Here is a 24,490-nt window from a genome sequence, read left to right as displayed (position 1 = left end):
CTCAGCGGCCCCGGATCGAGCCGACTTCGATCATGCCCTGCGGCGCGAGCCCGGTGACGTCGTCGCTCCAGACGGCGGCGACGGTGAAGCTCGTCAGCGGGAGCACGTCGACGTCCTCCACGACCGCTCTCTGCGCGTCGCCCCAGGCGCCACAGCGCCCGTCGCCGACGGTCGACGTGGCGCGCGCGACCGCCCGCTTCCACGCCGGGTTCTGGAGGCTCGCGACGTTGGAGCCTCTCGGCGGCGCCTCGCCGACCATCAGGCTCGCGACCTGCGAGATCGAGTTGGAGATGTTCTGGACGACGAGGACGGTCAGGTCCCAGTCCTTCGCAGGGTCGAACAGCTTGCCCGCCCACGACGTCAGGTCGCTGTTCTGAAGCGTCGTCTCAGCGCCTGCGGCGCGCAGCGCCTCCTGGATGTACGTCGTGCCCTGGCCGTTGCCGACGAGCGTCGTCCCGATGATCTTCAGCGAGCCGCCGTGGGCGCCGAGCGTCTGCGCCGCGGCCTCCGCGTCGTTCCCAGGCAAGACCTGCTCGACGGCCGGGTCGAAGCAGGCGACGCCCGGCTGCACGATGCTCGGCGTCAGTCTGCCGCGCCCGCCGACGGCGCGCAGGAACGCCTCGCGGTCGATCGCCTGCGCCGCCGCGCGGCGCAGTCTCGCGTCGGCGAACGGGCGCGCGGGATCCTCGTTGAAGATCACGAACATGCTGCCGGCGTCGGTCTCCTGCACCTCCAGCGCGTCGTCGCCCTCCAGCCGGTCGACGTCGGAGCCGGCGAGGACGGCGGCGTCGAGCGCTCTCGTCTGCAGCAGGTTCGCGACGGTGCTCTCGTTCGCGACGACGCGCACGACGACCTCTCTCGGCTGCTCGCCGGAGCCGACGGCGCCGAGCTTCGGCCCCCACGTGTAGCCGTCGCGGCGCGCGAGCGTGTAGCGGTCGCCGCTGCGCACGCTGTCGAGCACGTACGGCCCGGTGCCCGCCGACTGTCTGTCGAGCGTCGCCGGCGCCTGCTCGCCCTCCATGCAGATGATCGCCGTCGCCGGCATCCCGAGCGCGTTGACGAGGTCCGACCAGGGTCTGTCGAGCGTGACCGCGAGCGTGCCGGCGGCGTCGTCGGCGGTCGCCTTCATGCCGGCCCCGCCGAACGAGGAGGACGCCGTCGGCGCTGCGGTCTCGGGCGCCACGAGCCGGTTCAGCGATGCGGCGGCCATGCTCGCCGTCAGCGCTCTGCCGTCCGAGCAGGTGACGCCCCTGCGGAGCGTGAAGACCGCCCTGTCGGGACGCTGCGTCCACTTCGTCGCGAGCCCGGGAACGATCTCACCGTCCACGTCGACGCGCACGAGCGTGTCGTAGAGCGCGCGGGCGAGCACCGTGTCGCTCTGGGTCGCGGCCTTCGCGGGGTCGAGCGACGCGGGCGCGCTGTTGACGGCGACCGACACCGACTGCGACGGCGCGCCGCCCGACTCCTCTCCACCCGTCGCACCGCAGGCGGCGACCGTCAGGCTGACACCCGCGACCACCAGCGCTGATCCGAACCGGATCGGCATCATCCCAACCTCCATTGGACTTTGAGTCGACCTTTATACCTATGGAGGTGAACTCAGTCAAGCCGGCGGTGACAGCGGCGCGCCCAGCATCCGCTCCTCGTACGCCGCCAGATGACGGTCGAGCTCGGCCGTCACGCGGGCTTCGTCGCGGCTGCGCAGGGCGTCGAGCAGCGCGCCCTGGTTGCGCGCCGCCACGTCGAGGTCGACGTGGGCGTACGGGAACTGCTCGCGCAGGACGGCCAGCCGCCGGTAGACGTCGCGCACGACGCCGGCCAGCATCTCGTTGCCGGTCGCGGCGGCGATCAACAGGTGGAACTGGACGTCGAGCGCGTAGAAGACCTCGCCGTCGTCGAGCGCGCCGCCGAGCTGGTCGACGAGCCCGTCGAGCCGTGCGAAGAACGCCTCGTCGGCGCGCCGGGCGACGATCAGCGCCGCCGCCGGCTCGACCGCGCGCCGCACCTCCAGCACCGAGCGCAGCTCGTAGCGCGTCTCCCCCACGACGCTCGCGAGGACGCTCGGGATGTTCGTCAGCGACACGAGCTGCGTCCCGCCGCTCTGCCCGCGCCGCACGTCGACGATCGCGGCGCGGCGCAGCACCGCGTACGCCTCGCGGACCACGGTGCGGCTGACGCCGAGCCGCTCGGCGAGGTCGCGCTCGCGCGGCAGCATGTCGCCGGGCGCGTAGAGACCGCCGCGGATCGCGTCGACGACGACCGCCAGCACCTCGTCGGCCGCCGTCCGCAGTCGCAGCGGCGGGAAGGCCGCGACGCTGCGATCCTCGGGTGTGGATGATTGGACCATTGGTAGACCTTATTGAACATAAGGTGCTCCGTGCCGAACATCACGCGCCGTCGTCCGCGCGCAGCGAGACGCTCCGATACAGCTTGCGCGGCCGGCCCGGCGAGCCGTAGCCGTCGAGCCGCGTGACCGCCTCCTGGTTGACCACCAGGTACTCGAGGTAGCGGCGGACGGTGACCGCGGCGACGTCGACGCGGCCACCCAGCTCCTGCGTCGAGAGCCATTCGCCGGCGTGCGCCAGCTCCTGGCGCAGACGGTCGAGCGTGTCCGCCTGCAGTCCGCGCGGCAGCAGCCGCCGCGCATCCGCCGCGCCCAGCGCGGCGTCGACCGCAGCCTGCGTGACGGTCGACCCCGGCAGGCCGGCGACGCGCTCGGAGAAGCGCGCGAGCGCGACCCGCATGCGCTCCGGCGTGAACGGCTTGACGAGGTAGTCGACTATCCCGAGCCGCATCATCCGCCGCACGATCTCGCGGTCGTCGGCCGCCGTGACCGCGATCACCTCGACGTCGTAGGCGAGACGGCGCATCCACGACAGCACCTCGAGCCCGTCCATCCCGCGCAGCTCCAGGTCGAGCAGGACGAGGTCGGGCCGCTGCGTCGCGACGTCGCGCAGGACCTGCTCGCCGGCCTCCGCGACGCCGATCGCCTTGAACGCCGGGTGGCGCTCGATCAGCAGCCGGTGCAGCCGCGCGACGTCGGGGTCGTCCTCGGCGATCAGCACGCGCCATCTACGCATACGGGATCTCCACCCGCACCGTCAGGCCCGGCACGCGCGGCTCGAAGACGAGCGTCCCACCGGCCTCCGCGACCGCCTCGGCGACGAGCGCGAGGCCGATCCCGTGGTGGCCGCGCTTGGAGCTCCAGCCGCGCTGGACGACGCGGTCGAGGTCGGCCGGCCTGATGCCGCTGCCCCAGTCGCGGACGCTGATCACGAGGCGGTGCGGGTCAGGCTCCTCCCGCACCGTCAGCTCGACGGTGCGCTCGCCGGGGGGCTTGTCCGCGACCGCCTCGGCCGCGTTCTGCACGAGGTTGCCGACGATCGTCACCGCGTCCGTCTCGTCCAGGCGCGCGGGCAGTGCCGCAAGCCCGCTGTCGGGCGAGAGCACGACGTCGGCCTGCTGCCCCTGCACGTGGCAGCGCGTGAGGATAAGCCCCGCCAGCGCCGGCACGCGGATCCGGCCCGCCAGCGCCGTGTTGCTCTTGCTGTCGGCGCCCAGTCGCGTGACGTACTCGGCGAGCGCGTCGTACTCATCGAGCGCCAGCAGCCCGGCGATCGTGTGGAGCGTGTTCGCGTGCTCGTGGCTCTGGGCGCGCAGCCCGCCGACGAGCCGTTCGAGCGCCTTCAGCTGGCGCTGCTGGCGCACGATCAGCTTCGCCGTCTGGATCGCGACGAGCGCCTGCTCGGCGAACAGGACGAGGAACTGGAGCGTCTCGGGCGCCCACGTCCCGGGCTGCCGGCGGTACAGCTCCAGCGTGCCGACGGGCGTCTCGCCGCGCCGCAGCGGGAGCACCGCCGCCGAGCGGTAGTCCTCGCTGCGCGCCAGCTCCCGCCACGGACGGTAGATGCGGTCGGTCTCGGTGTCCTCGACGAGGATCGGCCGCCCCGTCTCCAGCGCATGCGTCGAGGCGCCCTTGTGCGTGAACGCCTCGCCGGTCGGCCGGTCGATCACGGTGCGGTACGCGCGGCTGAGCCCGAAGCGGCCACCCGTGCGGAAGTAGAAGCCGGTGTCGTCGGGACTCTTGGACGTCGTCAGCAGGACGCTCGCCGACTGCGCCGCCGCGACGCCCGCCGCCTCCTCGCAGATGCGGTTGAGCGCCGAGCCGAGCGAGCGCATCTCCGTGATCGTGCGCGAGACGGTGATCAGCGCGCGCATGCGCGCGTCGTCCGGCGGGACGGCGCCGTCGCGTCCCTCAGCGCCGTCGGCCGCCGGATCCATCGCCTCAGCCTACTCTCGCCCCTGCGTGCCGATCGGCCACGTCGGCGTCCAGCTCGAGGATGTACAGACCGCTGTTCTTCTCGGACATGTAGACGTAGCCGCGGCTGTCGACGAGCACGTCCTCCATCTGCGTCACGAGCTCGCCCTTCGGGTGCGGCCCGAACCGCTCGGCCGGGTCGTCGGGGATGTAGGAGGCGACGATCACGGGGTCGCGCGGGTTGCTGATGTCGAAGACCTGGAGCCCGGCGCAGAAGTACGCGACGAAGACGAGGTCGTCCGACCGGCGCAGGCACGGCTGCCCCTGCGGCTGGTGCTGGTTGTGCGGGCCGAAGCGGCCGCCGCGCTCGGCGAAGTCGCGCACCGGGTAGCCCTCCGGCGGGCGCGGGCGCGGGAACAGCGAGATCAGGATCGGGTCGCGCTCGTCGCTGAGGTCGACGATTCCGGCGAACGCGAGCGGCTCCTGCGCGTGCTCGTGCAGCGCCTCGCTGTTGACGATCGCGAGTCTTCGCTCCGGGATCGGGACGACCGTGTGCGCGGCGATCGAGCTGCCGAGCGGCGGATAGAACGACAGCGAGCTGACCAGCTCGGGCGCGGTCACGTCCTCGACGTCGAGGATCACCATCCCCGAGCGCGCCCACGGGCAGTAGGCGCGGCCGTCGGCGACGTACGGCCCGCCGTGCAGCCAGATCGCGGGGACGTCCTTCAGCGGCCGGCCGGTGTGGCCCTTCGCGAGATCGGCGTCGGAGAAGCGCTCGCCCGGCCCCTGGCCCGGCCACCACCACTGGCCGACGAGCTGGGGGTGCTCGGGGTCGTCGATGTCGACGACCCCGTAGGCGGAGCCGTCGACGCCGTGCAGCGCCGTCGCGACGTGCACGTAGCGGCCGCCGGCGTAGAAGTTGCGGTGCGTGCCGCCGGCGCCGCTGTCCCAGCGGCCGATCTCGGCCGGGTTCTCGGGATCGCTGACGTCCCAGATGATCATGCCCTTCTGCGGCGTCGGGCCGTTCGGGTCGCCGCCGAACATCGGCAGGATCGGCTCCATCCCGGTGATCATCCGGCCGTCGGCGACCTGCAGCTGGAACGTCTCGGTGTTGACCGGGCCGGGCAGCCAGCGGACGTAGCGGGGCGCTCTCGGGTCGGTCACGTCGACGATGCACCACCCCGTCCCGTCGCCCCAGTAGTGGGCGACGTAGAGGTACCAGCGGCCGCCGGCCTCCTGCATCGCGAGCTTCCCGGCGGGACGACCGTCCAGGTCGTGGTAGCCGACGAGCGAGGCTCCGTCTTGGAAAGGCACTTACTTCCCTCGTTTCTTGCCCCACGCGTCGATCGCGACGGCGAGGATGATGATCGAACCCAGGAACATCTGCTGGTAGTAGGGCTGGACGTCGAGCAGGTTGAAGCCGTTCTGGATCAGCGCAAGCAGCAGCACGCCGAGCACGGTCCGCCAGATCGCCCCCTCGCCGCCGTAGATGCTCGTGCCGCCGATCACGACGGCCGAGATCGCGGTGAACTCGAGCCCGATGCCGACGTCCGACTGACCGGTCGCGACGCGCGAGGCCGCGATCACGCCGGCGACGCCGCCCGCCATGCCGCTGAACGCGTAGGTGAAGGCGCGCACGCGCTCGACGCTGATACCCGACAGGCGCGCGGCCTCGGCGTTCCCACCGACCGCGTAGATGTGGCGGCCGAGCTTGGTGCGCGCGAGGATCACCCACGAGATCGCGATGAACGCGATCAGGATCAGGACCGAGTAGCGCAGGCCGAGCACGTCACCCTGACCGAGGTTCGAGAACGCCCGGTCGGTGACCGTGATCAGCATGCCGGTCGTGATCACGACGGCGAGCCCGCGGAAGATCAGCGCGGAGCCGAGCGTCGCCACGAACGGGTTGACGCCGGCGTAGTTGACCAGCACGCCGTTGACGATCCCCGCCGCCGTGCCGGCGAGCACGCCGCCGGCGATGCCGGCCTCGACGCCGACCGAGTTCGTCAAGCTCGCGGCGGTGACGCCGGCGAGCGCGAAGATCGCGCCGACCGACAGGTCGAACCCGCCGGCGATCAGGACGAGCGTCGCGCCGCACGCGATGATCCCGATCGGCGCGCTCTGGTCGAGGATGTTGAGGAAGTTCGCCTGCGAGAAGAACGCGTCGGAGGTGAGCGTCAGCGTCAGGAAGAGGAGGAGGAAGCAGACGACGATGCCGTAGTCGCGCGCCTTCGCGCTCAGCGACCGGCCGCTCGGCTGCTCCACCGGCGCGGCGTTGTCCGTTGCCATGGTGCTCATGCGCGTCGTTCCTTCGTGTCGGGGGCCTCGCCGAGGGCGTGGCGCGTGACGACGTCGTGGGTTGCCTCGCTGCCGGCGATCTCGCCGACGACGCGTCCTCGTCGCATGACGACGACGCGGCTCGCGATCGGGAGCACCTCCTCCAGCTCGGAGGAGATCAGCAGCACGGCGAGCCCCGACTCGGCCAGCTCCACGATCAGCTGCTGGATCGCGCGCTTGGTCGCGATGTCGACGCCGCGCGTCGGCTCGTCCGCGATCAGCACGCGCGGCGCGGTCGCGAGCCACTTCGCGAACAGCACCTTCTGCTGGTTGCCGCCCGACAAGTGCCGGACGGGGCTGCGGACGCGCTCGGCGCGCACGCCGGCCGCCGCGAGGCTGCTCGCGGCCTTCGCCGTCGCCGCGCGGCGACGGACCAGTCCGGCCGTCGTGCACTCCGCGAGGACGGGCAGCGCGGCGTTCCACAGCCCCGACTGGTCGAGCACCAGCCCTTCGGTCTTGCGGCTCTCGGGCACGAGCGCGATGCCGAGCCGCATCGCGTCGCGCGGACTGCGGATCGACACCGCCCGACCGTCCAGCTCGATCGTCCCGCAGTCGGCCCGCTCGGCGCCGAAGACCGCCCGCGCGACCTCCGTGCGGCCCGCGCCGACGAGCCCTGCGAGCACGACGACCTCGCCCGCGGCGACCTCGAGCGAGACGTCCTCGAAGTCCGGGGCGCGCGTCAGCCCGTCGAGCCGCAGGCGCGGCGGCCCTGCCGCAGCCGCGTGGCGCGAGCGGCGCTCATGCACCGGCTGCTCGCCCCCGGTCATGCTGCGCACCAGCTCCTCGGCGGTCAGCGCGGCGGCCGGCTCGCTGCGGACGAGCCTGCCGTTGCGCAGCACCGTGATCCGGTCGGAGACCGCCAGCACCTCTCTGAGGAAGTGCGAGACGTAGACGACGGCGACGCCGCCGGCGCACAGCTGCCGCACGACGCCCTGCAGCGCCTCGGCGTCGTCCTGCCCCAGCGACGAGGTCGGCTCGTCCATCACGATCACGCGCGCGTCGCGCGCGAGCGCCCGCATGATCTCGACCTTCTGCTGCTCGGCGAGCCGCAGCCCGCCGACGCGGTCGCCGCCGCGAACGGCGAAGCCCGACCGCTCCACGACCGCGTCGAACTCGCGCCGCAGGCGGACGCGGTCGACGAGGCCGGTCAGCCGGCTGCGCCGCTCGCGCCCGAGCATCACGTTCTCCATCACCGTCAGCTGCGGGACGAGCGCGATCTCCTGCTGGATCCCGACGATCCCATGGGCGACCGCCTCGCCCGGCCCGCGGAAGGAGACCGGCCGCCCGTCCAGCGACAGCTCTCCCCCGTCGGGCCGGACGAGTCCGGCGATCAGCTTCCCGAGCGTCGACTTGCCCGCCCCGTTCTCGCCGACCAGTGCGTGCACCTCGCCCGCGCGCAGCTCGATGCCGACGCCGTCGAGCGCTGTCGTCGCGCCGTAGCGCTTCGTCAGCCTCGTCGCCGTCAGCAGAGCGCCCGCCGGGCTATCTGCGGCGAAGGGCATCCGTCTCATCCGCCAGGATCTCGAGCGTCGCGGGATCGAGCGCGACGCCGTAGTCGCGCGCGGCCGCGGCGAGCGTCACGAATCCGTCACGCACGTCGCGCTGGACGAGCGCCGGCTCGCGCTCGAACGGGTCGCCCCAGCCTCCGCCGCCGCCGGCGATGCCGGAGAACGTGGCGCCGCCGCCGAGCCAGTGGTCGGTGATCTTGCCGATCTTCCGCTCGCGGTCGGTGCCGCGATCGATCCATGCCTGGTTGGCCGCGCCGTCGCGGCCGCCCTCCAGGCCCCAGGCCGGCTCGGTCTGGCGGTCGAACAGGAACGAGACGCCGACGCGCGCGTCGTCGCGGACCGCGAACTCGCGCACAGAGCCGAGCCCGCCGCGGTACGTGCCCGGCCCGCCCGAGTCCGGCACCAGCTCGTAGCGCTCGCACAGCACGCCGTACTTCGTCTCGGCGACCTCGATCGGGACGTTCTTCGTGTCGCCGTTGAGCGGCGCGACCATGCAGCTCTCGCCGTCGCCCTGCGGCGAGGCGCCGTAGCCGCCGCCCTCGGGCTCGGAGCAGAGGAACGCCTGCCCCGTGTCCGGATGGCTGCCGAAGAAGACCGACACGCAGATGTCGCCGAAGGTCCCGGCGATCGTGCGGTCGGGGATCGCCGGCGCGAGCGCCCGCTGGAACAGCTCGATGACGCTGCTGACGGGCGTGAAGTACATGCTCGTCGGCGCCGGCTTGCGCGGGTTCAGCAGCGTCCCCTCCGGGACGTGCAGCTGCAACGGCCGGAAGCAGCCCTCGTTGGTCGGGTAGTCGGGCGCGACGATGTACTTGAAGGCGGCGCGGATGCCGGAGATCGAGGCGCCGAGCGGGCAGTTCGCCGGCCCGGTCAGCTGATCGCTCGTGCCGGTCAGGTCTACCTTCACGTCCGAGCCGTCGACCGTGATCTCGACCGCGATTCTGTAGGGACCGTCGAGCGGCGCGTCGTCGGAGCCCGTGCCGTCGTGCATGCACGAGGCCGCATAGACGCCGTCGGGGATCTGCTCGATCGCCGCCCGGCTGGCGCGCTCGCCACGGTCCATCAGCTCGTCGAACATCGCGCGCAGCCGCGCCGGCCCGTAGCGCGCGATCAGCTCCTGCACACGCTCGTGGCCGACGCGCGAGGCCGACACGAGCGCGCGCATGTCGCCGGTGTTCTCGCGCGGGAAGCGCGTGTTCGCCTCCAGCAGGCGGAAGACGTCGGGGTTCGGCTCGCCGGCACGGTAGAGCTTCACCGGCGGTATCACGAGTCCCTCCTGGAAGACCTCCGTCGTGTCGCTGAAGAGACCGCCGGGCGCCTTGCCGCCGTAGTCGAGCAGGTGCGCGCGGAAGCCGACGAAGCCGAACGCCTCGCCGCGATCGAAGATCGGCAGCAGCGTCGTCGTGTCGCACATGTGCGAGCCGCCGGAGTACGGGTCGTTGGCGATGATCACGTCGCCCGGCTCGAGCCCGTCGAGGCCGATCGTCGCGTTCGTCGCCTGGATCACCGAGCCGACGTTCCCGAGGAAGATCGGGATGCCGGACTGCTCGGCCGCCGCGCCGCCGTCGGGCAGGTAGATGCCGCAGCAGTAGTCGAGCACCTCGTGGATGACCGTGCTGTAGGCCGCGCGGACGACGACGGCCTTCATCTCCTCGCACGTGCGCATCAGGTAGTTGCGCACGATCTCGAGGACGATCGCGTCGTCCGCGGCAACGGTGCGTTCGTCAGGCATGTGCGGCCTCCGTGGAGTTGGCGCGGTCGAGCAGCGCGGGCAGCACCTCGCCGTCGGCGATCAGCAGGTTCCCGTAGCGGTCGGCGACGGCGTGGTCGCCGGCCTGGAGCAGCGTCGTGCAGGTCGGCTCCTCGACGACCGCCGGCCCTTCGACGACCGCGCCGACGGCGAGGCGTGCGCGGTCGTAGACCGGCAGCAGCTCGAAGTCGCGCTCCAGCAGCACCTGGCGGTTGCCGACGAGCGCGTCGGCGGCGGTGCCGCTCGTCAGCTCCAACGGGCGGACGCGCGGCTTCGCCATCGCGCCGGTGGCCGTCACGCCGACGCGCGTGATCTCGGTCGCCTCGCCCGGCACCGACTGCTTGAAGGCGACCTCGTGCAGCTCGTGGAAGCGCGCGACGACCTCCGCGAGCGCGTCGCGCTCGGGCTCGTCGCCGACCGGCACCTCGAGCGTGTGCTCCTGGCCGGCGTAGCGCATGCTGAGCTGGCGCGCGAAGGAGCGGTCCTCCGGCGCGACGCCGTCGTGCTCCAGCAGCTGGTCCAGCTCCCGCTCCAGAACGGCGAAGCGATCGACCAGCTGGCCGGCGTCGACCTGATCGGTCGCGCGCACGAGCGTCTGGCTGCGGTCGTAGCGGAGGTCGGCCGTCAGCATCCCCCAGGCGGAGAAGTTGGCCGCCGCGAACGGCACGACGACGCCGCGCAGGCCCAGCTCACGGGCGATCCGCGACGCGAACATCGGGCCCGAGCCGCCGTAGGCGACAAGCGTGAAGTCCGACGTGTCGTGGCCGCGCTCGACCGACACGATCCGCACCGCGGTGCGGATGCTGGCGATCGCGATCTCCGAGATCCCGGCGGCCGCCGCCGTCACGTCGAGCCCGAGCGGGTCGCCGATGCTGCGCTTGATCGCGGCCTCGGCCGCCTCGACGTCGAGCTGCAGCTCCCCGCCCCAGAAGTTGGCCGGGTTGAAGCGGCCGAGCACGACGTTCGCGTCGGTCAGCGTCGGCTCCTGGCCGCCCCACTGGTAGCAGACGGGGCCGGGGTGCGACCCGGCGCTGCGCGGGCCGACCTTGAGCGTGCCGTCGTCGGCGACCCACGCGATGCTGCCACCGCCGGCGCCCAGCTCGACGATGTCGAGCACCGACATCATCAGCGGGTGGTGGCCGGGCACCTCGTACTCGCGCAGCACGGCCGGCTCGCCACCGCGCACGAGCGACGCCTTCACCGTCGTGCCGCCCATGTCGAACGCGACGAGGTCGTCGATGCCGATCAGGCGGCCCAGCTCGACCGCGCCCATGATGCCGCCCGCGGGACCGGACTCCATCATCTGGAGCGGGTTCCAGCGGGCCTGCTCCGGGCTCATGATGCCGCCGCTGGAGTTCATCACGTACAGCTCGCCGGCAGCGCCGCGCTCAGCGAGCGCGCCCTCGAGCGAGTCGAGGTACTTCGTCACGACGGGCCGCGTGAAGGCGTTGACGACCGTGCTGGACGCGCGCTCGAACTCGCGGTACTCGCGCATCACCTGCGAGGAGATCACCACCTCCAGCGACGGGTGGACCTCGCGCAGCAGCTCGCGCGCCCGCTCCTCGTGCGCCGCGTTGGCGTACGCGTGCAGGAAGCAGACGGCGACTGCCTCCACGCCCGCGTCGCGGAGCGTCGCGCCGACGGCGCGGACCCCGTCCTCGTCGAGCGGCTTCAGCACCTCGCCGTCGCAGTTCATCCGCTCCACGACCGACAGCTGCAGCGCCCGCTCGACGAGCGGCACCGGCTTGCGGTAGCGGATGTTGCGGATCTGCGGGCGGTTGTGGCGTTGGATCAGCAGCAGATCGCGGAAGCCGTCGGTCGTCAGGAACGCCGTCTTCGCGCCTCTGCGCTGGATCACCGCGTTGATGACGACCGTCGAGCCGTGCACCATGCTGGAGATCTCCTCGGCGCCGAAGTCGTGCCGGCCGAGGCAGTCGACGATCCCCTGCGAGTAGTCGGCCGGCGTCGACGGCGCCTTCTCGAACGAGACGTGCCCGTGCTCGTCCAGCACCGCCGAGTCGGTGAACGTCCCGCCGACGTCGGTCGCGACACGCACCATGCCGCTCACCACTCCGCCTTGAAGTCGTCGACGTTCGATCTGTCGATCACGACGCCGCTGGCCGGCAGCGGCGGGCTCTGCTCTTCCATGTTCACGGATCTCTCAACGTCCTTCCCACTGATCGCGTCAAGCGTCAGGTCTGTCGCGATTCGGCCTGCCGTCTCGGGCAGGAACGCATAGCTCGACTCCATCGTGCCGGCTCTGATCGCCTCGACTCCGGGTCTGCTCGCGCCGTTGCCGATCAGCTTGATCTGGTCGGTTCTGCCGGCGCTCGCGATCACGGGGATCGCCCCGAGCGCCATCTGGTCCCCCCACGTGGCGACCACGTCGAGGTCGGGCGTGCTCTGCAGCACGTTCTGCATCACGGTGCGACCGCGGTCGCGCTCGTAGTTGGCCTCCTGCGTGCCGACGACCTCGATGTTCGGATGCCCCTCGAAGACCTTCTCGGCGGCCTCGAGGCGATCGCGGTCGATCGAGTACTTGGCGCTGCCGATCATCAGCAGCACCTTGCACGGGTCCTGCTCGGCGCAGGCGGCGACGACCTGCTCGCCGATCTTCGTGCCGTTGCTGGCGCCGGTCTGGCCGACCATCGCGGTCATGCCGTCGTACGGCACGAGGCTGTCGCGCTCGGTCCCGATGACGGTGTCGATCGCGGTCACCTCGATCCCGGCGTCGACCGCGCGGTCGACGCCCGGGACGACGTTGACGCCGTCGTCGGTGTAGATCACGAAGCCGTCGAAGCGGTCGGCGACGATCGCGTCCTGGATCTGGCTCAGCTGGCGCGCGGGGTCGCCCTGGGAGTCGAACGTCTGGACCGAGGCGCCGCGCTTGGCCGCTGTCTCCTCGATCCCTCTCTTGTAGGCCGCGCCGAACTCGTTCGCGAGGATCGGGACGAAGAAGGCGAGCTGGCGCTCCTGCTCGGCGCTCGTCGCCGTCTGTCCGGCCGCGGCGGTCGTCGTCTTCTCATCCGCGTCGCCGCAGGCCGTGAGGGCCACTGCCGCGACGACGCACACACCGGTCATGCACCAACGAACTGCACGCATCTCTCTCTCCTTCGAGCGTGTCTCACCGGGATCTCCCGCCCGGCTTCGCACGCTACGCCGCGCCTCTGCGGCGGCATAGGTTTCCGTGCGTCGCCGCGACGAGAAAGGGGCTACAGGGCGGCCCAGCCGCCGTCGACGAGCAGGCTCGCGCCGTGCACGTAGCCGGCAGCCGGCGACGCCAGGAAGGCGACCGCGGGCGCGATGTCCTCGACCTCGCCGATGCGGCCGGCGGGGGTCGCCGCCAGCATCTGCGCGTGGTACTCGGGGTCGGCGAGCAGGTGCGCGTTGATGCTCGTGCGCACGTTGCCCGGCGCGACCGCGTTGACTCGCACGCCGGCCGGTGCCAGCTCGACCGCGAGCGATCTGACGAGCAGCTCGACCGCGCCCTTCGTGGCGCAGTACGCGGACGAGTTGGGGAAGCCGACGTGGCCGGCGATCGACGAGATGAACGTCACCGACGCGCCGCGCGGCAGGTGCGGGACGGCCGCGCGCGTGAGCCGGAACGGCGCCCGCACGTTGACCTCCCACTGGCGGTCGAGGATCGCGTCGGTCGTGTCGCCGAACGGCGTCGGGTCGAACACGCCGGCCGCGTGGACGAGGCCGGTCAGCGCGCCGAAGCGGTCGCGGGCGGCGGCGAGCACCAGCTCAGGCGCCGCCTCGTCGCAGAGGTCGAGCGCCAGCGGCTCGGCCTCTGCGCCGGTCGCGCGCACCGCCGCGGCGCTCGCCTGCAGGCGCTGCTCGTCGCGGCCGACGAGCAGCACGCGCGCGCCCTGCTCGCCGAGCGTCCGCGCGATCTGCGCGCCGATCCCGGAGCTTGCGCCGGTGACGACGATCGCGGCGCCGTCGAGCCGGAAGGGGTTGACGTCTGACACAGCGTTCTCCTCGCTGTCGTTGAGCGGACGGGTGCTAGGCATCGAGCACGACCAGGCACTCCTCGGTCATCTCGTGGATCGCGCGGGCGGGTCCTTCGCGCGTGTTGCCCGAGTGCTTCACGCCCCCGTAGGGCATCTGGTCCTGCCGGAAGCTGGGCGTGTCGTTGACGATCACGGCGCCGAACGACAGCTCGCGCGCGGCGCGCAGGGCAGTCGCCGAGGAGGCGCTGAAGACCGCCGCCTGAAGCCCGAACTCGGTCGCGTTCGCCTGCGCAAACGCCTCGTCGAGCGTCGCGAACGAGGTCACCGCCACGACGGGGCCGAACGCCTCCTCGCAGACGAGCGGGCTCGTCGGCGGAGCGCCGACCAGCACCGTCGGCAGCAGACAGCGGCCGATCGTGCTCCCGCCGGTCGCCAGCGTCGCGCCGGCGCGGACGGTCGTCTCGATCGCGTGCAGCAGCCGCTCCGTCGCCGCAGCGGAGATCAGCGGTCCCAGCTCGGTGCGCGGGTCGGCGGGGTCGCCGACCGACAACCGCTCGGCGGCGTGCACCAGCTTGCCGGCGAACCGCTCCACGACGGACTCGTGCACGATCGCGCGCTGCGCCGAGATGCACGCCTGTCCGGAGAAGCGGAACGCGCTCGACGCGACGGCGTCGACCGCGCGGTCGAGGTCGCCGTCGGCCGCGACGATCACCGGCGTGACGTTTCCCAGCTCCAGCGTCACGCGCTTGGGCGACGCGCGTCTGGCGAGACCCCAGCCGATCGCGGCGGAGCCGGTGAAGGTGATCAGCGCGACGCGCGGGTCGTCGCAGAACTGCTCCGCGATCTCGCGCGGGTCGCCGGCGATCACGTTCAGCCAGCCGGGCGGCAGCCCGGCCGCCGCCGCGACCTCGGCCAGCAGCAGCGCGGCGCCTGGCGCCTTCTCGGCCGGCTTCAGCACGACGGCGCAGCCGGCGGCGAGCGCCGGGGCGACCTTGTGCGCGACGAGGTTGAGCGGGAAGTTGAACGGCGTGATCGCCGCCACGACGCCGACCGGCTTGCGCAGCGTGAACGCGACCTTGCCGCCGGCCCCGGCCTCGTCGAGCAGCGGCACGACCTCGCCGCCGAGCCGCACGCTCTCCTCAGCCGCCGCGCGGAACGTCCCGGCGGCGCGGTCGCACTCCGCCGCGCCGGCGGCGAGCGGCTTGCCCGCCTCGGCGCAGAGGATCGCGGCGACCTCGTCGCGGCGCTCCTCCAGCCCGGTCGCGATCCGCTCCAGCAGCGCCCGCCGCTCGACGTTCGGCAGCGGCGCGCGCATCGCTCGCCCGGCCGCGTCGATCGCGGAGCGCGTCACGTCCGCGCCGCCGAGTGCGAGGCGCGCGACGACGAAGCCCGACCAGGGCGAGTGGACGTCGAGCCAGTCGCCGGTCACGACGCGCTCGCCGTCGACCAGCAGCGGGAGGTCGCGCGGGCGCGGCTGCGTCGCGGCGCTCATGCCGCAGCTCCCGGCACGGTCGCGAGCACGTCGTCGAGCGACGCCGCCAGCAGCTCCGCCGCCTCGGCGAGCTGCTCGGGCGAGATCGTCAGCGGCGGGCTGACCTGCAGCACGTCGCCGTCGCCGATCTGGCGCGCGAGCAGCCCGCGCTCCCAGGCGTCGTCGGAGACGCGGCCGGCGGTCGCGGCGTCGCGCACGACGACGCCCGCGAGCAGGCCCTCGCCGACCCGCACCTGCTCGACCAGCGGATGTCGCTCCAGCGGCCGCAGCACCGACGCGAGCGTCGTCTCCAGCTCGCGCGCCCGTGCGACGAGGCCTTCCCGTTCGATGATCGCGAGGTTGGCGAGCCCGGCCGCGCAGGCCGTCGCGTGCGCCTGGTAGGTGAGCCCATGGCGCAGGACGAGCGTGCTGTCCTCGTCCCAGAACGGCGCCGCGACGCGGCCCGCGACGAGCACCCCGCCGAGGGGCAGGTAGCCCGACGAGACGCCCTTGGCGAACAGCAGGATGTCGGGGCGCAGGCCGAACCGCTCGGACGCGAACAGCGTGCCGAGGCGCCCGAAGCCGGCGATCACCTCGTCGGCGACGAACAGCACGTCATGCTCGTCGCAGAGCCGCCGCACGTTGGCGAAGTAGTCGTCCGGCGCGTGCAGCACGCCGCCGGAGCCGATCACCGGCTCGCAGACGAACGCCGCGACGTGCTCGGACCCGCCGTCGGCGAGCAGCCGTTCGAACGCGCGCCAGTCGTCGTACGGGACCCGCACCGCGTCCGGCAGCAGCCGGTCGATCCCCTCGCGGTAGACGTCCAGGCCGCTGATGCTCGTGCCGAAGCCGTGGAGGCCGTGGTAGCTGCGCTCGCGCGTCACGATCGTGCGCTTGCGCGGCCGCTCGACGGCCGACCAGTAGCGGCGCGCCAGCTTGACCGACAGGTCGACGGCGTCGGAGCCGCCGGAGGTGAGGAAGACCTTCGCCTGCTCCATCGGCGCGGCGTCGGCCAGCACGCCCGCCAACTCCAGCGCCGGTCGCGTCGCGTAGGACTGGAAGTTCGAGTAGGCGGCGAGCGTGCGCAGCTGCGCCGACGCGGCGTCGGCGATCTCGCCGCGTCCGTGGCCGACCGCGCAGTACCAGAGGCTGGCGGGCAGGTCGAGGACCCTGTGGCCGTCCTCGTCCCACACGTGCACCCCGTCGCCGCGCGCGATCACGCGCCGGGACCGCGCCACGGTCGGCATGTGCGCCTGACCGTGCCACAGCGGTTCGTTCGTCGTCACGGGGCTGCCTCTTCCATCTCGAGTTTCCGAAGTGCGCTGGTGGCGGCGAGGTCCGCCTCGAGGTCCCCGTCGAGGACCACGCGATACGTCTCCCGCGCGCGCGTGCGGCTGACGGCGCCCTCGCGCACGTCCTCGGCCACCAGCTCCGGGTCGCGCAGGACGGGCGGCCCGTAGCCGCCGCCGGCCGCCGTCAGCGAGACGATCGTCTCGCCGGGCAGCAGCGTGATCTCGCCGCTCCCGGGAAGCGCCGTCAGCTCGCCGGCGCCGTCGCGGCGGAACTGCTTCGCGCGCGCGCCGGGCTCTCCGCCGCGCGCGCCCGCCGCCGCGTTGACGTGGCCGTCGCCCGCGTAGATCACGGTCAGCTCGCCGTCGAGCGGCCCGTACTCGGCGTAGACCGACGGCGCCCCGCGCAGCCGGCCGGAGCCCTCGCTGTCGGGCTCGACGCGCTGGGCGCGGACAAGGATCGGGAAGTTCAGCTCGTCGACCTCGACGCTGTCGACGTACAACATCCCGCCGTTGCCGGCGTGGCAGAACGTCGTCCAGCCGTCCGTGTGCGGATTGCCGGGACCGCCGCTGAGGACGAGGAACAGCTGGTTGACGAACGGCGCACCGCCGGCGCGCGGGTCGCGGCCGGAGATGACCGCGGCGGAGGAGGCGCCGAAGCCGCCGGCCTCCGCCATGCCGTGCCCGTCTGCCAGCTCCGCGATCGCGAGCTGCACCGCCGCGGTGACGCGGTCGGCGACGTTCGTCGTCGCGACCGACGTGCTGGTCGGGTGCTCTGCGATCCCGACGACGCAGCCGCGCCGCAGGTGCACCGTCACGCGGCGCAGGCTGCCCGCGTTCGTCGGCACCGTCTCCGGCAGGCAGTTGAACAGCCCGATCATGGCCGCCGTCCCCGCGCACGCCTCGCTGAGGTTCAGACCGCACGGGTAGCAGTCGGGGTTGTCGCGCAGGTCGATCTCGGCGGTCGCGCCGTCCGGGTCGAGCGTGACGGTCGCATTGACGGGGATCCCGTCGGGGGCGCCCGGCGCCGGGTCGTGCCGCGTCGCGGCGGTCGCGGCGCCGGCCGGCATCCGCCGCAGCGCGTTGACCATCCGCTGCTCGGAGTAGTCGAACCAGGCCTCGGCGTGGCCGTGCAGCGCGTCGAAGCCCAGCTCCTCGCCGAGCGCGAGCAGCTCGCGCTCGCCGATCCGCGCGGCGCCGACCATCGCGAGGTAGTCGCCGCGCCACTGCTCGGGCACGCGGATCCGCATCTCGCACATCCGCACGACGTCCTGGACGTCGCGGTAGGCGGACTGGATCTTGACGACGGGGAAGATCAGCGCGCCCTCGGCGTAGACGTCGCGCGCGCCGCCCATGTACGTCGTCGGGAGCGCGTTCCCGCAATCGGCCTGGTGCGCCTTCACGAGCACGGTGAAGCGATGCCGCCCGCCCGCGTCGACGACCGGCACGAGCAGCGAGTGGTCGGCCGGGTGCGAGTTGCCGTGGTAGGGCGAGTTGTGCAGGAACGCGTCGCCGGCGTGCAGCTCGGGGTGGAATGCGTGCATCGCGGCCGACATCTGGTCCGGTCCGCTGAGGACGTGGATCGGGAGGCTGTCGGCCGCCATCAGCAGGCGGTCGTCGTGCGTGACGATCGCGCAGGAGAAGTCCCGCGCGGTGTTCAGCACGCCCGATCGGCCGGTCCGGTGGAGCGTGTTGCTCATCTTGCGGACGATCGACCGCAGCCGGTTGGCGACGAGCGCCAGCTCGACGCGGTCGTGTCCGGGCTCGCGCGCGGTGGATGCGACGCTCATCTGCCTTCCTCCCTGGTGATCACGAGTGAGCCGGCGGGCGAGCGCCGCGCGGCGAAGCCGCGGTCGACGACGACGGTCGTGAACGACGAGCCGATCACTGCCGGTCCCGCGACCGCGACGCCGTCGGCGAGCTGGTCGACGTGCGCGACCGCGCCGTCGACCCATCCGTCGCCGCGGACGTACATCGGGCGCGTCGTCGCGGCGGCGAGCGCGGCGGGCTCGGCCCGTACGATCCGCCGCTGCGCCGACGCGGTCGCTCGCGCGCACACCTCGGCGCGCCAGGTGATGATCTCGACCTCCGAGTCTGGGTCGCTGATCGCGAACAGCCGCTCGTGGGCGCGGTGGAAGGCGGCGACCAGCTCGCGGACGCCGGCCTCGCCGGTGACGTGCTCGGCCGCGATCGGCACCTCGATCTCCCAGTTCTGCCGCGGGTAGCGCGCCTCGACGGCCAGCTCGACCGCCGCGTCCCCGTCGACCTCCGCGCTGCGCAGGAAGCCCGCGCAGCGCTCGCGCAGGTCGCCGACGACCCGCTCGACGCCCGCGAAGTCGAACGCCGCGGTGCTCGTGACGTGCGTCGCGGCGAAGCCGGCGGAGACGTCGGAGAGCAGCCCGCCGGCGGCGCTGAGCGCCGCGCCGGTCTCCGGGATCAGCACGCGCGGGCAGCCGAGTCTCGCGGCGATCGCGACGAGGTTGAGGCCGGCTGCGCCGCCGCCGCCGACGAGCACGGCCGCACGCGGGTCGATGCCCTGGTGGACGGTCACCTCCTCGATCGCGTGGACCATGTTCTCCGTCGCGACGGCGACGATCGCCGCCGCGGCCTCCTCCACGCTCAGGCCGAGCGGCTCGGCGATCCGCCGCGACACGGCGCTGCGGGCGGCATCGGCGTCGAGCCGCATCGCGCCCGCGAGGAAGCTGTCAGCGGCGAGGTGCCCGACGACGAGGCAGGCGTCGGTCAGCGTCGGCTCGGTGCCGCCGCGGCCGTAGCAGGCGGGGCCGGGCTGGGAGGCGGCGCTGTGCGGGCCGACCTGCGGCAGGCCGCCGTCGTCGACCCACGCGATCGACCCTCCGCCCGCGCCGACGCTCTTGACGTCGACCGACGGGAAGCCGGTGATGTGACCCTGGTGCGGCGGGCCGATCCACGTCTCGCGCGTGCGCGGGATCGAGCCGGCGCGGACGACGCTGACGTCGAACGTGGTGCCGCCCGTGTCGGCGACGATCGCCGTGTCGTGACCGCCTTCGAGCGCCGCGTAGTGGCGTCCGGCGACGGGCGCCATCGACGGGCCGGAGTTGATCGAGTGGATCGGCGCCGCCGCCAGGTCGGCCGCGTCGAGCATCCCGCCCGAGGACGTCACGATCAGGACCCGCCCGCCGAAGCCGGCAGCGGCGAGCCGTGCCTCCAACGATGCGAAGTAGTCGGCCATCACCGGCTTCAGCGACGCGTCGATGCACGTCGAGGAGGTGCGGCGGTACTCGCGCAGGGTCGGGTTGAGCTGGTGCGAGAGCGTGTACGGCACGCCCGGCAGGTGCTCGTCGAGCAGCTCCCCGACGCGCAGCTCGTGCGCGGGGTTGACGATCGACCACAGCAGGCTGACGCCGACCGCCTCGACGCCGGCCGCGCGCAGCTCGCCGATGCACTCGACCGTCCGCGCCTCGTCGAGCGGGCGGAAGATCGTCCCCTCGGCGGTGATCCGCTCCGGCAGCTCGGCCGTGAGCGCACGCGGCACGAGCGGGCGCGGATAGCCGACCGTGAAGTCGAACGGCTCGGTGCGCCCGCCCTCGCGGAAGACGAGGACGTCGGGGTGTCCCTCGGTGCACAGCAGCCCGGTGCGGGCGGTCGCGCCGGTGACGAGCGCGTTGATCGCCCGCGTCGTGCCGTGGACCAGGCGCTGGCCCCGCCCCAGCAGCTCCGGCAGCTCCATCCCCATTCCGGCGGCTGCGACCGCGAGCACGTCGAGCACGCCCTCGACCGGGTCGTGCGGCGTCGTGTGCGCCTTGAACAGGCGCAGGTCGCGGCCGCTGTCGAGGACGAGATCCGTGAACGTGCCGCCGGCGTCGATCGCGAAGGTCATGTGTGGTTGCTCGGCCATGGCCGGGCAGTAGAGCGGCGGCCGCGCGGCACGTCGAGGTTTCGGCTGTCGGCGGTGACGGATTCCCGTCGCCGCCGCCCGTCCGCCGCCCGTTTGCCCGTGGGCGGGCGCGTCAGCCGGCTGCCAGCTCGACGGCGACCGCCATCAGCGTCGCGAGCAGCTCCAGCGCCGTCGCCGAGGCACCGTGGCGTGGAAGGGCGCACTCGACGCGGCGGTGCAGCGGCTCGCCGGCGAGCGCCCGGACCGCGACCGCCTCCCCGCTCGCCGTCAACCCGAGCGCGGGGATCAGCGCGACGCCGACGCCGGCCGCGACGAAGCCGCGGATCACCTCGTAGTCGTCGCTGCGCAGCACGACGCGCGGCGAGAACCCCGCGAGCGAACAGGCGCGATTGAGCAGCTCGGTGCATGGCGCGCCGCCATGCAAGCCGGTGATCCAGCCGTCGCGGGCGAGGTCCGCGAGCTGCGGCCGCTCCTGGGACGCGAGCAGATGCGCGGACGGCAGCGCCAGCCGCATCGGGTCGTCGAGCAGGTGAGTCAGCCGCAGCGGCGACGCCACGTCGCCCGCGTCGCCGGGACCGGCCGCGTCGCCGGGCACGCCCGCGCCGCCGGGCAGCGAGTAGACGATCGCCATCTCCAGCTCACCCGCGAGCAGCGCCCGGACGGTCGCCGCCGGCTCGTCCTCGACGAGCACCACCTGGACGCCGGGGTGGGCGTCGCGGAAGCGGGCGATCGCCCGCGGCAGAAGCCGTGCGCCGGCCGTCGAGAACGTGCCCACGCGCAGCAGCCCCGCCTCCAGCCCTGCCAGCTGGCGCACCTCCTCGCGCGCCAGCTCCAGCCGCTCGACGATCTCCTCCGCGCGCAGCACCAACGTCCGCCCACGGTCGTTGAGGGTGGCACCGCTGCGGCCACGGTCGACCAGCCGCGTCCCGACCTCGCACTCCAACGCGGCGAGGTGGTGCGAGACGGTCGCCTGGCTGTAGTGCAGCGCGCGTGCTGCCGCGGTCAGCGACCCGTGGCGAGCGATCGCGATCAGGACGCGCAGCTGTCGCAGGTCGAGCAAATCGATCGATCCGGTCGATGGTCGTGCGTCGATCTATCCATTTGAGCTTCGCGGGGGCGCCGCCCACACTGCTGCGGCATGACAGCAATGCGCGAAACCGACCGGCCGACCCTCGCACGCGACGCCGCCCACCAGACGACGCCGTACCTCGACGCGCTGCGCGCATACGCCGCAAACGAGCCGGCACGGCTCAACGTGCCCGGCCACAAGGCCGGGTCCGGCGCCGACCGCCGGATCGTCCGCGCGCTCGGCCCGGCGGCTTTCGAGCTGGACGTGCCGCCGCTGCTGTGGGGCGTCGACCGCGGCCCGAGCCCGACGCCGCTGGAGCAGGCGCTCGAGCTCGCGGCGGACGCATGGGGCGCACGACGCACCTGGTTCCTCACCAACGGGGCCTCGCAGGGCAACCAGGCGACCTGCCTCGCGCTGCGCGCGCTCGGTTCCACCGTCGTCGTGCAGCGCAGCGTCCACTCCAGCGTGATCGACGGGCTCGTGCTGTCCGGGCTCGTCCCGCGATTCGTCGCGCCCACCGTCGACGCGGAGCTGGGCGTCGCGCACGGCGTCACCCCCGCCGCGGTCGCGGCGGCGCTCGCCGCCGCGGGCGACGACGTCGCCGCGGCCTATGTCGTCACGCCGAGCTACTTCGGCGCGGTCGCCGACGTCGCCGGCTGCGCGGCGGCGGCGCACGCAGCCGGCGTGCCACTGATCGTGGACGAGGCGTGGGGCGCGCACTTCGGCTTCCACCCCGCGCTGCCCCACAACGCGCTGCGTCAGGGCGCGGACGTCGTGATCTCCAGCACGCACAAGCTGGCCGGCAGCCTCACGCAGTCGGCGATGCTGCACATCGGCGCCGGTCCGTTCGCTGACGTGCTCGAAGCGCAGCTGGAGCGCGCGCACCGGGCGCTCGAGTCGACCAGCGCCAGCTCGCTGCTGTACGCCTCGCTCGACGCCGCGCGCCACAACCTCGCCGTCGACGGCGAGCGGCTGTTCGGGGAGGCGCTGGAAGCCGCGGGCGAGCTGCGCCGTGCCGTGCGCGAGGAGGTCGGCCTGCCCGTCGCCGACGCGGCGTTCCTCCGCTACGACGACGTCGTCGCGTTCGACCCGCTGCGCGTGGTCATCGACACGCGCGCGACGGGACTCGACGGCCTGCAGGTCGGGGCCCGTCTGCGCGCGCTCGCCGGCGTCGATGTCGAGGTCCTCAGCCGCGCCGCGATCGTCGCGGTGATCGGCCCCGGCGAGCAGCGCGAGGGCGGCCGCGCGCTCGTGCGCGGGCTCGCCGCGCTGCCCGTCGCGGAGCGTCCGCTGCCGAACTGGACGGCCGGCGCGACCGCGGTCGGCACGCCCGCGATGTCGCCGCGCGAGGCGTTCCTCGCGCCGACCGAGGTCGTGCCGGCCGCGCACGCCGTCGGCCGCATCTCGGCCGACTCGTTGGCGACGTACCCGCCCGGCATCCCGAACGTGCTGCCCGGCGAGCAGGTCACCGCCGACGTCATCGCAGCGCTGCAGCGCTGCGTCGAGCAGGGTGGCTGGGTCCGCGGCGCGCCGACCGGCGCGGTCACGCACCTGCGCGTCGTCCGCGCCGACTGATCCGCGCGGCGCCGTCGGTGCCAGCTGAGGGCGTCCGGGCACGCGCGGCACCGTAGCCGGCGCTGCCGCCGCGACCAACGTTTCCGTCGTCCGCGGCGACGAGAACCGTCGGCGGACCTCAGCCGGACGGCTGTCGCGTCCCGGCCAGGCGCCACAGCCGGACCCCCAGGTGCAGCTCCAGCCGATCGTCCCCGCGGCGCAGGTCGCGCCCGATGATCTGCTCGATCCGGTGCAGGCGGTTGTAGAGGCTCGAGCGGTGCAGGAAGAGGGCGCCGGCAGCGGCCTGCGCGTCGCAGCCGTGCTCGAGGTACGCCTCGAGCGTCGCGAGCAGCGTCTCGCCGTCGCGCTCGTCGAGCAGGCGCACGAGCGCGGACGGCAGCATCCCGAGCGGTTCGCGATCGCCGACGAGCTCGGCGACCGTGCGGTAGGCGCCGAGCGCGTCCCAGCGCGCGGGCGCCGCCGTCTCCGGGACGGCCTGGGCGACGCGCAGCGCGTGCCGCGCCTCGGTGCACGACGCCCGCAGCTGCGCGACCGTCGCGCGCACGCCGCCGACGGCGACGAGCACCGTCCCGTCGCGCGCGTCGGGAAGCTGCTCGCGCGCGGCGTCGAGCAGCGCGGACGCGCGCCGCTGCGGATCGTCGGGGTCGTCGAACGCGAGCGCCAGGTACGCCTCGCCGCCGCCGACCGCGGCGAGCGCATGGCGCGGCGCGACAGAGCGGCGCAGCTGGTCGGCCGCGAGCGCCAGCCGCAGATCGGTCGCGGCCGGTCCGTCGGCGACCGTGCTGCCCTCGGCCGTCGCGACGATCGCGACGTACCCGCGGGCGCGTGCGAACGCGCCCGTGCCGAGCCGCGCCGCGGCCTCCTCAACATCGCCGGTCTCCAGCAGCAGGTCGCGCACGAGCCGCGCCTCGCGCTCGCGCTCGTCGTCCTCCAGGCGCCGGGCGTGCGCGAGCACCGCGGCCAGCGCGGCGGCGCATCGCCGTGACGCTGCGAGCGCAGCAGCGTCGAGCGGCTGCGGCTCGTCGATCAGCCACAGGTAGCCGAGCAGCAGCCCGTCGAAGCGCAGCGGCAGGCAGACCCGCGCGGCCATCCCGAGGTCGGCGTTGGCCGGCACGCGCGCGTGGCCGGGCTGCTCGTCGATCCGCAGCGAGGCGAGCCACTCCGTCACCGCCGCGGGCGCCGCACGGCGCAGGATCGACTCGCGCCGCACGGGATCGACCTCCTGCTCGTGCGCAGAGTACGCGAGCGCATGGAAATGGCGGTCGTCGACGCCGACCGGGCGCGCGAGATCGCCGGCGAGCGCGTCGACGAGCGCCTGCAACTCGTTCACGGCCGTCCTCGCATTGCTTCAGAGATTACGTCGATGCCGTCGCTCACAGAAGGTTCCGACGGCCGGCCGA

At 73.4% G+C, this 24,490-nt stretch carries 18 protein-coding genes; 1 reads left to right on the top strand and 17 read right to left on the bottom strand.

The genetic code is table 11. The features are described from left to right. Position 1 precedes the first annotated feature (1 nt). From CWOE_RS30585 to CWOE_RS11420, 16 genes are all read right to left on the bottom strand, one after another. On the bottom strand, positions 2-1,546 hold the full coding sequence (locus CWOE_RS30585; RefSeq protein ID WP_160165505.1) for an ABC transporter substrate-binding protein: 1,545 nt from the start codon (positions 1,544-1,546) through the stop codon (positions 2-4). 57 nt (positions 1,547-1,603) lie between these two features. Continuing rightward, the gene (locus CWOE_RS11490; RefSeq protein WP_012933782.1) at positions 1,604-2,347 is read right to left on the bottom strand and encodes a FadR/GntR family transcriptional regulator; all 744 of its coding nucleotides are present in this window, start codon (positions 2,345-2,347) and stop codon (positions 1,604-1,606) included. Positions 2,348-2,387: 40 nt separating this feature from the next. Continuing rightward, positions 2,388-3,080, bottom strand: a complete 693-nt coding sequence (locus CWOE_RS11485; RefSeq protein WP_012933781.1) for a response regulator — start codon at positions 3,078-3,080, stop codon at positions 2,388-2,390. Then, on the bottom strand, positions 3,073-4,281 hold the full coding sequence (locus CWOE_RS11480) for a GAF domain-containing protein (RefSeq protein ID WP_012933780.1): 1,209 nt from the start codon (positions 4,279-4,281) through the stop codon (positions 3,073-3,075). Before CWOE_RS11480 ends, CWOE_RS11485 begins: the two co-directional genes overlap by 8 nt. A 4-nt stretch (positions 4,282-4,285) precedes the next feature. Next, on the bottom strand, positions 4,286-5,572 hold the full coding sequence (locus tag CWOE_RS11475; protein WP_012933779.1) for an LVIVD repeat-containing protein: 1,287 nt from the start codon (positions 5,570-5,572) through the stop codon (positions 4,286-4,288). Further along, positions 5,573-6,556, bottom strand: coding sequence for an ABC transporter permease (locus CWOE_RS11470; RefSeq protein ID WP_012933778.1), 984 nt, complete (start codon positions 6,554-6,556; stop codon positions 5,573-5,575). Beyond that, a complete protein-coding gene (locus tag CWOE_RS11465) occupies positions 6,553-8,097 on the bottom strand; it encodes a sugar ABC transporter ATP-binding protein (protein ID WP_041732254.1) in 1,545 nt (514 codons plus the stop codon). The genes CWOE_RS11470 and CWOE_RS11465 overlap by 4 nt, the downstream gene beginning before the upstream one ends. Next, positions 8,078-9,835 (bottom strand): hydantoinase B/oxoprolinase family protein, encoded by a 1,758-nt coding sequence (locus CWOE_RS11460; protein ID WP_012933776.1) that lies wholly within the window; start codon positions 9,833-9,835, stop codon positions 8,078-8,080. Before CWOE_RS11460 ends, CWOE_RS11465 begins: the two co-directional genes overlap by 20 nt. Continuing rightward, positions 9,828-11,912 carry a hydantoinase/oxoprolinase family protein gene (locus CWOE_RS11455; protein ID WP_012933775.1) on the bottom strand — a complete coding sequence of 695 codons (2,085 nt, stop codon included), beginning with the start codon at positions 11,910-11,912 and terminating at the stop codon, positions 9,828-9,830. Before CWOE_RS11455 ends, CWOE_RS11460 begins: the two co-directional genes overlap by 8 nt. 5 nt (positions 11,913-11,917) lie before the next feature. Then, a complete protein-coding gene (locus CWOE_RS11450) occupies positions 11,918-12,955 on the bottom strand; it encodes a sugar ABC transporter substrate-binding protein (RefSeq protein ID WP_012933774.1) in 1,038 nt (345 codons plus the stop codon). A gap of 110 nt (positions 12,956-13,065) precedes the next feature. Next, a complete protein-coding gene (locus CWOE_RS11445; protein ID WP_041730395.1) occupies positions 13,066-13,827 on the bottom strand; it encodes an SDR family NAD(P)-dependent oxidoreductase in 762 nt (253 codons plus the stop codon). 34 nt (positions 13,828-13,861) lie between these two features. Continuing rightward, complete coding sequence (locus CWOE_RS11440) at positions 13,862-15,301, bottom strand: aldehyde dehydrogenase family protein (protein WP_012933772.1); 1,440 nt, start codon at positions 15,299-15,301, stop codon at positions 13,862-13,864. Next, the gene (locus CWOE_RS11435; protein WP_012933771.1) at positions 15,298-16,566 is read right to left on the bottom strand and encodes an aminotransferase family protein; all 1,269 of its coding nucleotides are present in this window, start codon (positions 16,564-16,566) and stop codon (positions 15,298-15,300) included. The genes CWOE_RS11440 and CWOE_RS11435 overlap by 4 nt, the downstream gene beginning before the upstream one ends. Beyond that, positions 16,563-18,359, bottom strand: coding sequence for a hydantoinase B/oxoprolinase family protein (locus CWOE_RS11430; protein ID WP_012933770.1), 1,797 nt, complete (start codon positions 18,357-18,359; stop codon positions 16,563-16,565). Before CWOE_RS11430 ends, CWOE_RS11435 begins: the two co-directional genes overlap by 4 nt. Further along, positions 18,356-20,428 (bottom strand): hydantoinase/oxoprolinase family protein, encoded by a 2,073-nt coding sequence (locus CWOE_RS11425; RefSeq protein ID WP_012933769.1) that lies wholly within the window; start codon positions 20,426-20,428, stop codon positions 18,356-18,358. Before CWOE_RS11425 ends, CWOE_RS11430 begins: the two co-directional genes overlap by 4 nt. Positions 20,429-20,558: 130 nt before the next feature. Next, the gene (locus CWOE_RS11420) at positions 20,559-21,506 is read right to left on the bottom strand and encodes a LysR family transcriptional regulator (RefSeq protein ID WP_012933768.1); all 948 of its coding nucleotides are present in this window, start codon (positions 21,504-21,506) and stop codon (positions 20,559-20,561) included. Between the two features lie 78 nt (positions 21,507-21,584). Between CWOE_RS11420 and CWOE_RS11415 the strand changes: the two genes are divergently transcribed. Beyond that, a complete protein-coding gene (locus CWOE_RS11415) occupies positions 21,585-23,090 on the top strand; it encodes an aminotransferase class I/II-fold pyridoxal phosphate-dependent enzyme (protein WP_148260982.1) in 1,506 nt (501 codons plus the stop codon). A gap of 118 nt (positions 23,091-23,208) precedes the next feature. Here CWOE_RS11415 and CWOE_RS11410 read toward each other — a convergent pair whose 3' ends face one another. After that, entirely contained in the window at positions 23,209-24,420 is a 1,212-nt protein-coding gene (locus CWOE_RS11410; RefSeq protein WP_012933766.1) for a PucR family transcriptional regulator, read from the bottom strand. Positions 24,421-24,490: the final 70 nt, after the last annotated feature.

Origin of the sequence: Conexibacter woesei DSM 14684 (assembly GCF_000025265.1) — a bacterium.
GTDB lineage: Bacteria > Actinomycetota > Thermoleophilia > Solirubrobacterales > Solirubrobacteraceae > Conexibacter > Conexibacter woesei.
The sequence above is the reverse complement of the archived record's forward strand: the minus strand, read 5'-3'. Positions and strand labels throughout refer to the sequence as shown.

Excerpts from the sequence above, each read along its gene's own strand:
- CWOE_RS11465 (WP_041732254.1), bottom strand. The coding sequence starts at position 8,097 with ATGCCCTTCGCCGCAGATAGCCCGGCGGGCGCTCTGCTGACGGCGACG.
- CWOE_RS11470 (WP_012933778.1), bottom strand. The coding sequence starts at position 6,556 with ATGAGCACCATGGCAACGGACAACGCCGCGCCGGTGGAGCAGCCGAGC.
- CWOE_RS11425 (WP_012933769.1), bottom strand. The coding sequence starts at position 20,428 with ATGACCTTCGCGATCGACGCCGGCGGCACGTTCACGGATCTCGTCCTC.
- CWOE_RS11460 (WP_012933776.1), bottom strand. The coding sequence starts at position 9,835 with ATGCCTGACGAACGCACCGTTGCCGCGGACGACGCGATCGTCCTCGAG.
- CWOE_RS11485 (WP_012933781.1), bottom strand. The coding sequence starts at position 3,080 with ATGCGTAGATGGCGCGTGCTGATCGCCGAGGACGACCCCGACGTCGCG.
- CWOE_RS11430 (WP_012933770.1), bottom strand. The coding sequence starts at position 18,359 with ATGAGCGTCGCATCCACCGCGCGCGAGCCCGGACACGACCGCGTCGAG.
- CWOE_RS11440 (WP_012933772.1), bottom strand. The coding sequence starts at position 15,301 with ATGAGCGCCGCGACGCAGCCGCGCCCGCGCGACCTCCCGCTGCTGGTC.
- CWOE_RS11490 (WP_012933782.1), bottom strand. The coding sequence starts at position 2,347 with ATGGTCCAATCATCCACACCCGAGGATCGCAGCGTCGCGGCCTTCCCG.
- CWOE_RS11415 (WP_148260982.1), top strand. The coding sequence starts at position 21,585 with ATGACAGCAATGCGCGAAACCGACCGGCCGACCCTCGCACGCGACGCC.
- CWOE_RS11480 (WP_012933780.1), bottom strand. The coding sequence starts at position 4,281 with ATGGATCCGGCGGCCGACGGCGCTGAGGGACGCGACGGCGCCGTCCCG.
- CWOE_RS11450 (WP_012933774.1), bottom strand. The coding sequence starts at position 12,955 with ATGCGTGCAGTTCGTTGGTGCATGACCGGTGTGTGCGTCGTCGCGGCA.
- CWOE_RS30585 (WP_160165505.1), bottom strand. The coding sequence starts at position 1,546 with ATGCCGATCCGGTTCGGATCAGCGCTGGTGGTCGCGGGTGTCAGCCTG.
- CWOE_RS11455 (WP_012933775.1), bottom strand. The coding sequence starts at position 11,912 with ATGGTGCGTGTCGCGACCGACGTCGGCGGGACGTTCACCGACTCGGCG.